Annotated in this window: 13 protein-coding genes; 7 read left to right on the top strand and 6 right to left on the bottom strand. The window is 67.2% G+C overall.

Features of this window, described 5'->3' with window-relative positions:
- Window positions 1-25: 25 nt before the first annotated feature.
- Window positions 26-826: a TnsA-like heteromeric transposase endonuclease subunit gene (locus tag ACZ7M3_RS49635; RefSeq protein WP_472073051.1), complete on the bottom strand. Its 801-nt coding sequence runs from the start codon at window positions 824-826 to the stop codon at window positions 26-28.
- A 990-nt stretch (window positions 827-1816) separates the two neighbouring features.
- Here ACZ7M3_RS49635 and ACZ7M3_RS49630 point away from each other — a divergent pair.
- The 5 genes from ACZ7M3_RS49630 to ACZ7M3_RS49610 all read left to right on the top strand — a co-directional run bounded on the left by ACZ7M3_RS49630 (window position 1817) and on the right by ACZ7M3_RS49610 (window position 7980).
- Complete coding sequence (locus ACZ7M3_RS49630; protein WP_472072991.1) at window positions 1817-3262, top strand: hypothetical protein; 1446 nt, start codon at window positions 1817-1819, stop codon at window positions 3260-3262.
- A gap of 485 nt (window positions 3263-3747) precedes the next feature.
- The gene (locus ACZ7M3_RS49625; RefSeq protein WP_472072989.1) at window positions 3748-4230 is read left to right on the top strand and encodes a DNA-binding protein; all 483 of its coding nucleotides are present in this window, start codon (window positions 3748-3750) and stop codon (window positions 4228-4230) included.
- A gap of 24 nt (window positions 4231-4254) precedes the next feature.
- Window positions 4255-6354 carry a hypothetical protein gene (locus tag ACZ7M3_RS49620; protein WP_472072987.1) on the top strand — a complete coding sequence of 700 codons (2100 nt, stop codon included), beginning with the start codon at window positions 4255-4257 and terminating at the stop codon, window positions 6352-6354.
- Entirely contained in the window at window positions 6354-7076 is a 723-nt protein-coding gene (locus tag ACZ7M3_RS49615; RefSeq protein WP_472072985.1) for a helix-turn-helix domain containing protein, read from the top strand. The genes ACZ7M3_RS49620 and ACZ7M3_RS49615 overlap by 1 nt, the downstream gene beginning before the upstream one ends.
- A gap of 556 nt (window positions 7077-7632) precedes the next feature.
- Complete coding sequence (locus ACZ7M3_RS49610) at window positions 7633-7980, top strand: hypothetical protein (protein ID WP_472072983.1); 348 nt, start codon at window positions 7633-7635, stop codon at window positions 7978-7980.
- On the opposite strand, the gene ACZ7M3_RS49605 is transcribed toward ACZ7M3_RS49610, so the two are convergent.
- A complete protein-coding gene (locus tag ACZ7M3_RS49605) occupies window positions 7975-8529 on the bottom strand; it encodes an ATP-binding protein (protein ID WP_472072981.1) in 555 nt (184 codons plus the stop codon). The genes ACZ7M3_RS49610 and ACZ7M3_RS49605 overlap by 6 nt on opposite strands.
- 203 nt (window positions 8530-8732) lie before the next feature.
- On the opposite strand from ACZ7M3_RS49605, the gene ACZ7M3_RS49600 reads away from it, so the two are divergent.
- Complete coding sequence (locus tag ACZ7M3_RS49600) at window positions 8733-8969, top strand: DUF397 domain-containing protein (protein ID WP_472072979.1); 237 nt, start codon at window positions 8733-8735, stop codon at window positions 8967-8969.
- 89 nt (window positions 8970-9058) lie between these two features.
- On the top strand, window positions 9059-9973 hold the full coding sequence (locus tag ACZ7M3_RS49595) for a helix-turn-helix domain-containing protein (RefSeq protein WP_472072977.1): 915 nt from the start codon (window positions 9059-9061) through the stop codon (window positions 9971-9973).
- Between the two features lie 45 nt (window positions 9974-10018).
- On the opposite strand, the gene ACZ7M3_RS49590 is transcribed toward ACZ7M3_RS49595, so the two are convergent.
- The 4 genes from ACZ7M3_RS49590 to ACZ7M3_RS49575 all read right to left on the bottom strand — a co-directional run bounded on the left by ACZ7M3_RS49590 (window position 10019) and on the right by ACZ7M3_RS49575 (window position 13024).
- Window positions 10019-10834, bottom strand: coding sequence for an SAM-dependent methyltransferase (locus ACZ7M3_RS49590; RefSeq protein WP_472072975.1), 816 nt, complete (start codon window positions 10832-10834; stop codon window positions 10019-10021).
- 167 nt (window positions 10835-11001) lie between these two features.
- Entirely contained in the window at window positions 11002-11562 is a 561-nt protein-coding gene (locus tag ACZ7M3_RS49585) for a hypothetical protein (protein WP_472072973.1), read from the bottom strand.
- Window positions 11563-11603: 41 nt separating this feature from the next.
- Window positions 11604-12713, bottom strand: a complete 1110-nt coding sequence (locus ACZ7M3_RS49580; RefSeq protein WP_472072971.1) for a helix-turn-helix domain-containing protein — start codon at window positions 12711-12713, stop codon at window positions 11604-11606.
- A gap of 158 nt (window positions 12714-12871) precedes the next feature.
- Window positions 12872-13024 carry a hypothetical protein gene (locus tag ACZ7M3_RS49575; protein WP_472072969.1) on the bottom strand — a complete coding sequence of 51 codons (153 nt, stop codon included), beginning with the start codon at window positions 13022-13024 and terminating at the stop codon, window positions 12872-12874.
- Between the last annotated feature and the right edge of the window lie 779 nt (window positions 13025-13803).

Raw genomic sequence — 13803 nt, 5'->3', positions numbered from 1 at the left:
TCACCTATCGCAAGGATCGACCGGCTCATCGTGCTACCCCCACTCGCCCAGCAACCGCGACCACGCGCTCGTGCAGTACACGCTCCAGCGGCACACTCAGCACGCCAGTCCACAGCGCATGGAACACGACCGGCCACACCGCGATCGGATCGCCCAACAGCCGCACTCCCTCCATCAGAGGTAACGGGGCGCGGAAGCATGCGACTACCTCAGGCAACCGGCCCCCGGCGCAGCGCGGATGCCGGTAGCCGGCCAGCCAGCGCACGTTAGCCTCCACCACACGCGCCGGTGGCCCCACCAACCGGTACTGCCAACCTGCCGCCGTGGCCGCGGCCTCGAGGTGCGCAGCACGCCGGACGAGCCGCCGCCCGGCTCCGAATGGGCCTGCACAATCAACCAGCAGTCCACTGCCGTCTGCTAGACGCGCCATCAGATGCGGCGCATGCGAGAGGGTTTTCCCGCTCCGGCCATGCCACAGGAGCTCCACCGGCCGACAGGCCAGAGCCACTACCCGCGGGTTATGGTCCAGCATCATGACCTGTGTGCGCATGGCCTTGAATCCATAGGGCACGAAACACCGGTCAGTCGCTGACCACCACCAACCCGGTGCCGTACGGCGGCCCTTGAGCACTGGAAACTGCCGTATCGGCAGGCACTCTTCCAGCGCCTGCTCTCCGGCAGCTTCCAGCCACGGCACCTCACGCTCGACTCCGAGCGGATCCACGAACCGAGCCATCATGCGCGCCGGGTCAGCGGAATGACGGCCAGCGCTCAGGAGCGGCGCGAGGACAGACTGCTCCTGCGCCGAGAAAGGCAGGGAGGTCACGAACAACTCTCCAGTTTGAAAGGGAAAGCAGGACGGAAGGCACCGCTTGGACTCAGGACAGGTGCCTGGAACACGTGTTGCGCAAGGACCGGCCTGGCCTACGACGACTAGTCGGGCCGTCATGACGCGCTCAGGCCGCGAAAGTAGGCGAGGTCGGAAGAAGATCTGACACCGCAACCCCCGAACAGATCACCGCGATGTTTGCGGCATTCGGCCGGACATGTCCAAGCGCTCGATGCTGCCAGGCAGAAGTGGGGCATGGACGCGCGGCATCGCCGCCGTCTGTTCCCTGAAAGACGAAGGGTGACTCATAAGCGCATCCTGACGCACTGTCCGGCCGAGCCTGAGGCGCCCAATCTCAGTACCAGACGGTAGCCGAGACTTCGCGCCATTTCCGTTGCGCCGGTTGCGGGTGCATTGTCAGACCCCCGCTCTACACTGCCCCGCCTTCTGCTCCAAGACGAGGTACCCCGGCACGCGCCGTGCCTGCAGGCGCGACGCTCCAAGCTGCGCGTAGTCGTTGCGAACGGTAAAATGCGGCGGACGTTCAGCTCGCAGCCGACGACAGGAAGGAAGAGGAAGACGACCGCGCGCTACTCGCGTTGCATCCCGGCCACGGCATGGGAACTAATGACCGAAAAAATCTTGCTGAGTACAAGCCCCCTCTAAGTTCGAAATGTGTTCGACGCGCCGTCTGTGGCAGGCATATCAGCCGCAGCACGCCTGATGGCTGAACCCGGCCCTGCCCGAGTTATGGTGCCTCCGCCGGTGGCCTCCGCGTGCATCAACTCGATCCAGTGCCCGGTACCGTCGACCGGAACCACCCGGCACCGACCGCGCTGCGGATCAAGGGCTTCTGCCTCGTCGCACGCAGCGATGTCATGACGGGTTAGCAACGGTTGCCGAGGCCAAGCCAACTGCTCTTGCGATGAACCTAGTTGTTAGTGCCTCTTTCTACGCTGCTAAAAGCGCATCACATGGGGAGCGGATATGGCGGACGAGACGGTGGTCGTGCAGGAGCTATGGCCGCAGGTGCTGGAAGCAGTGAAGAAACGGCGGCGGTTCACCTGGATTCTGTTGAGTCAGAACGCGAACGTGTCCTTCTACGACGGGGCCACGCTGACACTGGGCTGGGTCAACCAGGGCGCGGTGGACAACTTCGTCAGTTCGGACTCCGTGCCCGTGCTCGAGGCGGTGCTTGAGGAAGTTCTCGGCCGTCCAGCCGCCGTTGAGTCGGCCCTCAAGCAAACGCCACCTGCGCCCCTGTATTCCATGCCGGCAAGCACGGCGGTGCCAGCGCATGCACCTGCCGCCACTGCTGCCCTGCCACCCCGGCTGGCCACGTCAGCGGCATCCACCCTGCATCGCGTGCTGGGTCAAACGGCGTTCTTGATATATGAGCAGGGCAATAGCGCGGCTGCTGCCCTGCTGGCGGATGTAGGAAACGTGGAACTGATACCGGGCAACCGCTCCGGGGGGCGGGCAGACGCCGTTCTCATCGTGTCGCCCTATCTCGTCCCCCAATTCACCGATGAGGTCCTCGCAGTCATTCAGCCGGTGTTCGTACACGTGGCGGGACGGCATGGCCTGCAGGTCGATGGCGTCAGTGCCGCTCTTGCGCTTCCCGAGATCGGTGACGACTGGCGGCAAATCCTGCAGGCAGAGCTGGACAAGGAGGCGGCCTCCGAGCAGGCGTCCAAGACGCACACCAAGGAAGCATTCTCCGCCGTCGGCCGGGAGGATCTCCCCAAAGGGCAGGCGTCAGGATGTACCCGGTACGGCAAGACCACTGGTCGCCGATGCCGCCGCCCGGTCGCCGAATGGCCAGCCTACGATGACCTCCCTTCTCCTGTAGCCGCATGCGCTGGCCACCTCACGCTTGAAGAAAGGGAAGCCCTCGAGCAGGCACGCCATCGGCATGGAAAGGAAAACGGTGCCCGCTGGAGGGCAGAACTGGCTGCTCGCGAGGCCCACGACGGAGTGCCAGAACCTGCAGCGAACCCCTCCTTTGCGTCGCGGCCGTGCATCGGTCAGTGCACGTCGCAGGAACGTGCCTGGGGACACGACTCCGACGGGGCCTCGATGTCGTGCGCGAACTGCGACAGCTGGGTCTGCGTCAGCTGCGGGCAAGCGCAGGTCGAGGGAGTCTTAGAGTTCTGCGCCGACTGCTCGGAACGCGAGTCACTGGAGGACCCGGAACCCGAGTGGGAGCGACAGTATGACGGTGAAGCCGATACCGGGCCAGACCCCCACGTCCGACTGACGGCCATGGTCAACGATCTCGTCAAAGCGACGGGTGCCACACATCGGGAAGTGAACGCACGCCTTAACCGCAGGATCGGAGTGATCAGCAGGGTCGGTGCCGATGAGCAGGTTATCCGCCGTGCAGCCAGTGCCGCCCGCGCATGGATCGACCAACTCGATTCTTCCATCTGACCGGGACCGACGAGACCAGAGAACATCAGGCGCCCGCTTGGCCGGTAAGCCCTCCCGGCGAACCGGCGATATGTGGCTGCCTCAGGTCTCGGCCGTTGCCGAACCGCAGCTCTCGGGCAACTCCCCGACTGTCAGCCGCTGTTGCGGCGGGCCGCCGAGGTAGAGCCGAAGGTCGCAGCCGATGCGGCCGGCAGGACGCCTGCGCTGCCTGGCAGCGGACGGCCTGGGACATGGTCCGGTGTGCGCACCGTCTGCTGGTTGAGCCGGCGCATCTGGCCACGCCATGCCAGCAAGAGTTTGACGCCATTCCGTCTTCCGAACTACGCTACATGCCGAATCAGATATCTGAGCGGGGATGAGGTGAGGATGAGGTGCTGCTGACGACCGGACAGGCCGCGGAAGAGCTCGGATGCGCGATTACCACGTTCCGTCGCCTCATCTCTGCCGGACTGCTGCCGGGCCTATCTCGCCGCGGTGTACGTGTCATGGTTCCGCTCGAAGTCGTCCAGGCCCTGCGGGTACGTCAGCAGGCGCCGATCGGTCGGCTGCCGGCCAGGGAAATCGGAGTACTGCGCGTCGACACGGCCCGGCCGGTGCAGGAAGTGGAGCGTTCCTGGCTCGGCTTCGCGGCTACCCTTCCACCCGAGGATCTGCTCAAGGCGTTGCGTGGCTGGTGGCGGTGTGATGCAGCGAGCGTTGCGGCTGGGGGAGTTCTCCCGGTCACCTTGTCCGGCTACGTGGTCGCTGTCCTCACCGGGCTCGCGCGGTGGGAGAAGAACAGCGAGGGCCGCCTTGCCTTCCCCGATGCACGCCTGGCCGGATACGTCACCGACCTTGCCACCCCGCACTCCGCGATCACCTCCGACCGGGACGACGACCGCCGCCTCGCCGAACTCCTCCTGGGCACCCGGCTCGCCTCTCAGTCAGGCGGAGCCATCGCCTACGTCACCACCCACACCACCGGCTGAAGCCGCCCGGACAAGGAAGCCCCGATGGACGCCCAGAGCTACAGCGTCGCGCTCACCGAGCTGCGGACCGTGCGGGATGCGATCAAGAAGGCGCGGGCGGAACTGGCGAGACTGGAGGCCGACCGGGACAAGCGGGTCGTCCAGCTGGGTTCCTACGAGAAGGCGAAGGCGGAGCGGATCGCCCCGGCCTCCGGGCTGAGCGTGGCCGACGTCGTCTCCCTGGCCCCGGCCCTGGCACCCGACCGGCTGGCCACGACCCCCGCACCGCAGCCCCCGGCCGGCGAGCCACCCCAGACTCCGGCCCCCGGCCCGACCGCGCAACAGCCCCCGCAGCCAGAACGTGCCTCCTCTGCGACAGCCACGGCCCACTCGCCTTCCCCGGATGCCGCGACGGCGCCGGCTCCCGCACCCACCACGGTCCCGGCCGCTTCCTCGACGACGCCCAGCCTTCCTTCCCTGCCCGACGGCGCCGCGGGCGACGCCTGGTTCTCCCACACCACCGGACTCGCCTCCACCCGGCCGAACTTCACCCAGCAGGCCCGCTCCACCGTCTTCCTCGACACTGCCACCGGCATCCTCGTCCACCGCAACCAGACCCACCACCTCGACCTCGGTGCCGCCTCGGCCGCCGACATCCTCACCGCGGTCTTCCACACGGTCCCCGAGGGCGTGGAGCGGATCTACATCACCGCCGGGGACCCCTGGCGCCGCGACGCCGACCGATACCCCTACCTGCGCGATACCGTCGCCGCCTGGCTCAACGCGCCCATCCCGGGCTGGCGTACCGACACCGGCCGCGGCCGCGACCGGATGGCCGGGCACTTCATCCACGCCCGCAACCCCGTCGGCCGCTACCAGCGCGCGAACGGCGAACAGCATGTGGAGATCCGCTCGGTGGGGGAGTGGTTCGACGTCGACGGCGACGACCCGGCCACTGTCCGCGACGCGTTCGTGCTGCTGTGGCAGGCCCTGCGCCGCCACTGGAGCGACGCGGTCCTCATGGGTTCCCCCTCGCAGACCGGCCGTGACCTGTGGACCCGCACCATCCCCACCCGCGGCCAGTACGCCGAGGGCTTCCCTGTCCTGTCGGAAGAACTCCGCAGCCTGCTGCACGCAACCGCCGGGCAGGGCCGCAACGAGCTCATCACCCCGCCGAGGGTCGCCGAGCAGCTGCCCCAGCTCGTCGAATACGACCGCACGTTCGCCTACGCCAAGCACACCTGGAAGTCCCCGGTCGGCACCCCCCGCCGCGTCACCGCGGCCGCCTTCGCCTCCTGGCCGCAGAAGGAGCAGATGCGGGCCCTGTACGGGTGCGGGCACTGGCAGGTACGCGTGACCGTTCCCGACACCTGGGACCACGTCGGCCTGCTGCCCGCTCCCGCCCCCGGCGACCGCGCCTGGCACTACCCGAGCCAGCCCGGTACCACCTTCACCACCTGGGTCGGCGGCCCCGAAATCCACACCGCCCTGGCCAACCCCATCCAGCCGTGGAAGGTCGAGATCCTCGACGGCATCCTGTGGGAGGACGGCAAACCCCTCGACGACTGGGCCAAGAAACTCAAGGAGACCTGGAGCAACCTCTCCGCCCAAGCCCACTTCCAGGGCGATCCCCAGCAAGCCCGCGCCGCCCACCTCGCCTCCCGCGCGGTGCGCTCCATCCTCCTGTACGGCATCGGCTCCTTCGCCCAGCGCCCCCGCATGGTCACCGGCACCACCCCCCGCACCCTGGAGCGCGATGTCCCGCCGGACGCCGAAATCATCGGCTTCGACGACGAACTGATCACCTGGCAGAAGCCCACCGGCTTCGCCCGCGACCCCAATGCGCATCCTGAATGGGCTGCCGCGATCTGGTCCGGTGCCCGTGCCGCCCTGCTCAGCCAGCGTCACCGTGACGACGACACCTACGCCGGCGCTCTGCACACCCCGCCCGGCAGCGTCATCGCCTTCCGCACCGACGCCCTCTACCTCACCCAGCCCCAGAACTGGCCCTACCACCACCAGCCCGGCGACTACCTCCTCAAAGGCCACCTTGCTGGGCCTCTGCCCGCCCCCACCACCGAAGAGGAACTCCTCACCGCGCGCAATGCCGGACGCGCTGCCCTCACCACCGGCCAGGAGGCGTGATGCCGCCCCGCCCCCGCCGCAACCGGCCAGGACACCAGGACGAGTTGAACGAGGCTGCCCGCCTCGCCGACCGGCTTCAGTCCGCCGGCTACACCAAACGCGACATCGCCCGCATCATCGACCGCGACCCGTCCCTGGTCTCGCAGTTCTACACCAAGAACAAGGGCGCGGCCTTCGTCACCGCCCTGCGTGACGTCCTCGCCGCCGTCGAAACCGGCGGTATCACCGACCTGCCCGAACTGGCCGAGATCGCCGCCCGGCACATCACCCGCCGTACTACCTCCTCCGGCTCCCGCGCCCGAGTCCGCACCAAAGCCGTCCTGATCACTCCCACCGGCACCGGCACCGGCCGCGTCGGAGCCCAGGCCATCGCCTCCGGCTCCGCCCGCCTGCGGCCCCTGATCGCCGGAGCCGCCAGCCAGGGCCTGCGCCTGGCCTTCACCGTCCGCCTCGCGAAGACCGCCTACCTGCACCCCTCCGGCAGCCGCACCGACTCACCCGGCATCCGCCGCGACGTCATCCAGCGCGCCGACCACACCGAAGAACGCTCCTACGGCTCCGCCCAGACCGGGGGCCTCGACGCCGCCGACTTCGCCCGCCGCGTGGATGCCGCCGGCGGTGACGTCACTGCGGCCGTGCACCAGTGGCTGGTGGAGACCGGCCGTATCCGTCCGGATGCGCACATCATCCATCTGGAGATCCGTACGTGGCGGCCGCGCTGAGGAGAGGGGCGGCGGGGTGCGGCAGCAGCCAGCGCCCCCAGGGTGACAACTCTCGGTCGGTTGCAGCGGTTGAGACTGCTCGGGCCGGGTCCGGCACAGCGGGATGGTTGCGTTGCAGCGGCCGTGTCTGAGCGGCAGTCGAGTTGTCCGGCTGAGTGCTGCCGCGGACCCTCTTGCGCTGCTGCAGCCTGAACGCAGGGTTCCGTCAAACGGGCGTCGGCGGTGGCCGGGCCCGCAGGCGCTGTAGCGGGAGTCTGTACCTGCTGCGCACCGGGATTTCGTGGGAGCACTTGGCACCCGCTGGGGGCCCGAGGGACAGGTACGGGGCAGGGCCCGGTCTGGCCGTAGACCACACCCTCCTTTGCCCGAGCGAACGCGTCGGCATGGCCGAGGCGCCGGACCGGGCGGTCCGGCGGGCAGTCGGCGGCGGCTTCCGGGGATTGCGCCCGGCCATCGGCGGGACTCCCTGCGGACGGTGAAGGTTTGAGCGACGTGGTGCGATCGGTGTCCGTCGTGAAGCCAGCCGGGGGCCGTTGCTGAGGAGCTCATCTAGGCCGTGGCCGGGGCGGCGACGGATGTGCAGGACGCCGGCGGATCGGGTGTCGTTGAGCGCGGCGAGCGCCGACCGGTCGGTCCGGCGGCGAGAGCCTACGCAGCAGCTGGCTGTCGGCGACGGGTGAATTCAGCCGCCGCCGACATGGCGGCGCTTCGTGGCGTCGTCTTCATCAACGGGCTCTGTGCTGACGGTCACCGCGGCGGCAGCGCGTGCAACCAGGACGACACTTTCGGATTTCATCCTGGCTGCCCGGCGGGAGAGCCCTCCCTCACGCCGCTCAGCTTGGCCGCGGAGAAGACGCTGGCGAAAGTCACTCCTCCGTGGGAACTCCTATCCGCAGAGCTATGACTGCGGCAGTGTCGAGACTCGGGCCCAGACCATCTTTCCCGAGTTCTGAGGCGGTGAGCAGCCCCATGACGAGCTCAGCGCTTCGATGATCTGGAGGCCGCGTCCGGACTCGCTGAACTGCCCTGGGTGCTGAGGCTCCGGAATGCAAGGGCTCGGATCCGCCACGGCGCATATGACAGCCTGATGCCTGCGCACGAGCCCGAGCCAGGCCGTGGCGGCTGTCTCATCGCCGCCGTTGGACTCCAGCGCATGCCGGGCAGCGTTGGCGATGAGCTCACCGATCACGATGACAGCGTCATCGATATGCGAAGAAAGTCCCCATCCGTCCAGGACGTCTCTGGCGAAATGGCGTGCGCCGTGCAGGCCCGAGGAGTCCGCGCTGAAACTGCGGGCCGAAAACTCCGCCGCACTGATCCCGAGCATCAGGCCCCAGTCGCCACCACTGGGAAGGCCTGGCATCCCGATGCCAGGCGCAGAAGGTTCGTCCGGTTCCGGTGCATCGTCAACATTCTCGACGTGACACGCTGTAGTCATCGCATGTGTCGGCACTGCTCATCTCCCCGCGAGATGCCCAGTCGGGCGGCGTTCAAGAATGCCTGCTCCAAGCCAGTATCCTCGCCACCCGCCCACTGATGCAATTGCGACGGAAATTGCACGCCCCGGACGAAAGGGGAACACGTGTACCCACCGTGACCATCTTCCGCGCCGTCAGCAAAGAGAGCATTCGGACACGTTAGCGAGAGAAGGCGATAATGCGGCAGGTCGTCAATGGCGTTCCGGCGGGGGCGCTCCAGGGTGCTGTATGGATCAAGAGTCGGCAGAGTGGAATCGAGGGCAACTGTGTAGAGCTGGCCGCGCTTCCAGGCGGAGAAGTCGCGGTGCGCAACTCGCGCGATCCGGAAGGGCCCGCCCTGATCTACACGCGTGCCGAAATCGCCGCCTTCCTCGCGGGGGCACGGGGTGGCGAGTTCGACACGCTGGGCAGCTGAAGCCGGAAGGGACAAACCGCCCTTGCGGTGCACTGCGGGCTCTGTGGTGGGAAACTGCACTCGTTTCATGGTCCCCTGCAGGAGCCCGCATGTCCGCTGTTCAACCAGAACGTTTACCAAAGCTGGAACGATCTTTCCTTCCTCCCCGGCACAGCCCGACAGCTCTGCGTCTGATACTGGCATCGGAGTTGCGCAGGCTGCGCACGGCTGCCGCCCTGACTCCTCTTGAGGCGAGCGACCGCCTTCGGTGTTCGGATTCCAAGATCAGCCGCCTGGAGCGAGGGCTGGTCCAGCTCAAGGAACGCGACGTCGCCGACCTCCTGTGCCTCTATGGCATAGGCGCCGAGGACGCCGCAGACTTCATCGAGCTCGTACGGCAGTCGAACCAGTCGGGCTGGTGGCACCAGTTCGAGGACGTGCTGCCGAAGTGGTTCGACAAGTTCGTCGGGCTGCAGGAAGCTGCGGCCCTCATCCGCACCTACGAGGTACTCCTCGTGCCCGGTCTGCTGCAGACGCCGGAGTACGCGCGCGCGGTGGCCTCCGCGGGCCGATGGCAGGCCACGGAGATGGAGCAGCAAGTCGTCAAACGCCGGGTGGAGTTGCGTCTGGCCCGGCAGGAACTGCTGGACTACCCCGATCCGCCGAAGCTGTGGGCTGTGCTGGAGGAGGCGGTGCTGCACCGGCAGGTGGCCGAGCGGGCGGTGATGGGTCGGCAGTTCCAGCACTTGGCTGCGATGGCGGAGCGGCCCCATGTGCAAGTCCAGATCATCCCGTTCAGCTCGCCGGAAGGCGTCACACCGGGCTTCCCGATCACGCACTTGCGTTTCGAACCGACAGAGCTTCCCGAGATTGTGTATCTCGAGCATGTCCAGAATGCCGTCTACTTGGACAAGCGGAGCGAGACGGAGCAGTACCGGTCGATCCTGGACGGCCTGTTGAACTCGGCCGAGTCTCCGGACGCCTCGCTGCAGCGGATTCATGACGCGGTCACCCGGTACCGGTAGCCGAGAAGGGACCGAGAGCAGTGGGCGCGGCCGGGCGGATGTACTTCAGCGGACACGGCCGATGCCTCCGTACTCGATCCACTCGCGGGTGCGTTGACGCGGAACGAGTTCCGTATCCGCCCGCCAGATCGCCACGTCCACCACTCCGGGCTCGAGGATGTCCAGCCCCGTGAAGAAGCGGTCAACGTCCTGCCGGCGCCGGACACGTCCCCAGTTCCCGGCCGTGCTCTGGCGCATGAAGTCGCTGATGATCTGACGGGTCGAGGCGTCCTCGCTGACCATGTGGCTGATCACGAGGAAGCTGCCGGGGGCCATGCACGCGGCCACGCGGCGCATCAACTGGGTGGGGGCGTCGGTATCGGGGATGCAGTGGAGAACGGAGACGAACAGTGCGGCTACTGGCTGCGTGAAATCGATGAGCCCGGCAACGCGGGGATGGTCCCTGATGGCGTCGGGATCGCGCAGGTCGGCCTGAATGACGGCCGTCTGGTCGTTGTCCTCCAGGAGCGCCCGGCCGTAGGCGAGGACCATCGGGTCGTTGTCGATGTAGACGACGCGGGCACCGTCATTGATGCGCTGGGCAATCTCGTGGACATTGTCCTGGGCCGGCAGACCGGATCCGTAGTCGAGGAACTGACACACTCCGTAGTCCACGGCGAGGCAGCGGATGACACGCTTGAGGAATCTGCGGCTGTTGAGTGTCAGCAACTGGGCGCTCGGGGCGTGTTCCAGCAGCTGCTCGCACACTTCCCGGTCGGCCGGGTAGTTGTCCTTGCCGCCGAGGTAGTAGTTGTGCATGCGGGCCACGCTGGGCTGCGTGACGTCAATGGTGTGGGAAAGCGGCGTCTCTCTGTGGCTCATCCGGCCCCTCACCGCCGTGTCAACACGGCACGCGGATTACTGCGAATTCCATCGTAGAGAGATGTCGGTGACGTGGGCCAGAATCCAACGAGGGGGCCAGGTGGGGCAGTATGGTGAAAAGTTGCTCTGCGCATTGCGCAGGAACCTGATCGGCTCGAGCGGCACGCTCACGCGCCTGGATCAGTCCCTGCGCCGGGGGCGACAGGCAGCGAACTTGCCAGCTCACGGGGAAGCTTGCGGTGCGCCATCCGCAATTGACTGGCCACCACCGGCTCTTCCACTCCCATGAGATCGGCTGCCTGCTCATCGCTGAGGGACAGGCGGTGGCGGAGGATGACGACATCCGCCTGGAGCGGCGAGAGCACGCGGTACACGGCGCTGCAGGATCCCGCTGTCGCAGAGGCCCGCCCGTATGCGGCCGTTCTGATCAGCGAGCCGAGGATGCTCCACGCTTCCGCTGCGGGGCAGTGACTGGCCAGTACGCTGGTCCAGTTGGTCGCCACTCTGCCCAGAGCGGTCTCGACTAACCGCCGGCTCAGGCCGGCATCGGCGACGCGTACACGGGTGTAGCGCAGATAGCGGTCCTGGTAGAGCATGCAAAAGGCGGTGTACTCAACGGGCAGGCTTACGGCCAGATCCGAAGGTCGCACCGGTGGTACGGCAGTGTGCTGGGGCTGTCGGGGGCGGGTGAGGGCTGCACTGCGGCGCGGGCCCAACAGATTGGCCATCGCGGGGCTCCTGGTTGCTGAGCGGGGGCGGTTCATGGGTGTCATCCCTCCTGGCGCGGAGGGTTTCCGGGCTCTTCGTCTGCGTTCTCGTCCGATGCAGGCAACGGCGATCCGGTCGTGTCCGGCGGGTCCAGATAGACAAGGAAGGCGTAGTGGACGGCCTCCCACACGGGGCGGATGTCGGCGGGTGTTCCGCCGAGGGCGCGGACGAAGGCGACGGTGGTCTTCCAGTCGGGGACAAACCGTCCGCTCAGGATGTCCTTGATGACGACCTCGCTGAGCGCGCCGCCGCTCGCCTCGTGAATACGGGCATTGCTGGGAGAGGATGCCGCCAGATACAGGCCCCGCAGGGCCGCACGCAGGCGGGCCGTCGCGTCCGGGATGGGCTGACGTGCTGGCGGGTTCATTCCGTGGGCGCTCTCCCACAGCACCTTCAGCTCGCCCGGGTCTCCTTCGAAGAGATCCGCGAGCGCGGCAACGACGGGCCAGGCGGGCAGGCGTTCTCCCGACAGGATCCGCGACACGTAGGACGCGGACAGTCCTGTCTGCTCCGCGACTTCGCGAATCGTCAGCCCGCTGCCCCGGTGCAGATGCGACAGCGCGGCCGCCAGCTTGCCGGAGGCACGCTCGGCCGGCTTCCCCACGTCCCGGTCATCCCCACGGAGCTGCACGGGATGGGCCGTCGTGTCCCGCTGCTGGGGTGCCGCCCGTTCGGACGCGCGGCGCGTCAGCCGCCGCTTCACGGTCTTCTCCGCCCAGCGGAACCGCGCCGTTGCAGGGCTCACCGCGGCAGCCTCGGCCACCGCTTCCCAACTCGCACCCTTCATCCGTGCGTCATGAACCGCGGCGGAGAAGTAGTACTCCACCTCCTTGCTGAGTTCGGCCGCACGCTGGAGCAGGACGTCAAGGCTCTGCTCGGCGTACTCGGCCGCCAGTAGGCCCTCAGCGAGCGCCTGTACGGCTTCGGCGATGTTCCGGCCGAGCGGAAGGGGAACGTCGGGCTGTTCCGGGGTGCTGCGGCTCCGTTCCCGCTGGGCCCGCTGGCGGCATCTCCGGTCGCAGTACTCCTGCTTCCGGCCGGGCCTGTCAGCCCGTTTGAAGCGTTGCTTGCAGTACCGGCATCTGCCGTACTGGGGACCGCTGGTCGCCATAATTCCTCCGGGAACGCACGGGCTGTATTTCTCTCCCGATCACCGCAGATCTTCAACACCCCCTGAAGAGGAACGAAAGGATCCGGATCTCTGCGGGAAAGGGAGCCGGGCCGTGCCCGCCGGCGGCGTGGCCATCGCCGCCGACGGGCACAGGACTGTCAGGTGAGCCGGACGCGCAGGTAGCGAAGGCTGGAACGCCGGGCCGCAGCCAGCGACAGGGCCACTGCCGCGGCGCCTGCCGGGGCCCCTCCCACCTCGGTCACCAGTACGAGAGGCAGGACCACGAGCGCCAGAAAGACGCTCAGCTGCACCGTGCCAGCCCAGGCATCAAGAGAGCGGGGTTGGCCGCGCAGACCACACGGAATGTTAGCGTCGAAGCCCGCTGCAGGCTGCTGAAGCCAGCCAGCGACGGGAAAGGGGTCAATCACGGAGGTGCCTCGTTTCCTCTGGGTTGGTCAACACATATGAGGGACCCCGGAGTTGGTTGGTAGGCCGCCCGGGGTCTTCTCGTGTCAAGGGACGCTAGCGCCCCACCACACTCCCACGCCATCCGGTTCAGTTCATTAAGCAAAGGTTCCGCGCCCAGGAAGACGAATAAAGGACGCGTAAGAACCACGGAAGGCCGAATGCAATTGCAGAAACTACAGCCCCGCTGCGAAAACGGTCAGAAGTGATCAGGCTTCGTATCTGAAGCGTCACACTCTGTATCGCTTGGCAGTTCGGCGCGCCACCGGGCGGACGGCGACCGCATTTATGCGCGCCGCCACGTCTGTTCCACCCCTTTGGCAACGCGAGCCGAACCCGTCGCCCTGTGAGGTAAACTCTCCGCGCCTTCCGCGCTCCGGCGCACACCTCGCAGTGCCATGCAGCTGCAAATGCATAACGTGAGCAGGCAACGCCTCAAATGTGTCACGGTCGGCAAAGGTCTATGCGGATTAACTCGGCAGGTCACGGGCGAAGTTTCCAATGCGGGTGCCGCCCGACCGCGAGCCGGGTTAGTACTCCAGCTGTAGATCGTGATCTTGCCGATGGGCGTTCGGAGACAGCGAACCTTGAGCACGTGCCATCGAAGGCTCGTCTACTGGCCCTC

Source organism: Streptomyces sp. NPDC111656 (genome assembly GCF_055656965.1).
Note: the sequence above shows the minus strand (reverse complement) of the source record. Positions and strands in the feature narration are given on the sequence as shown.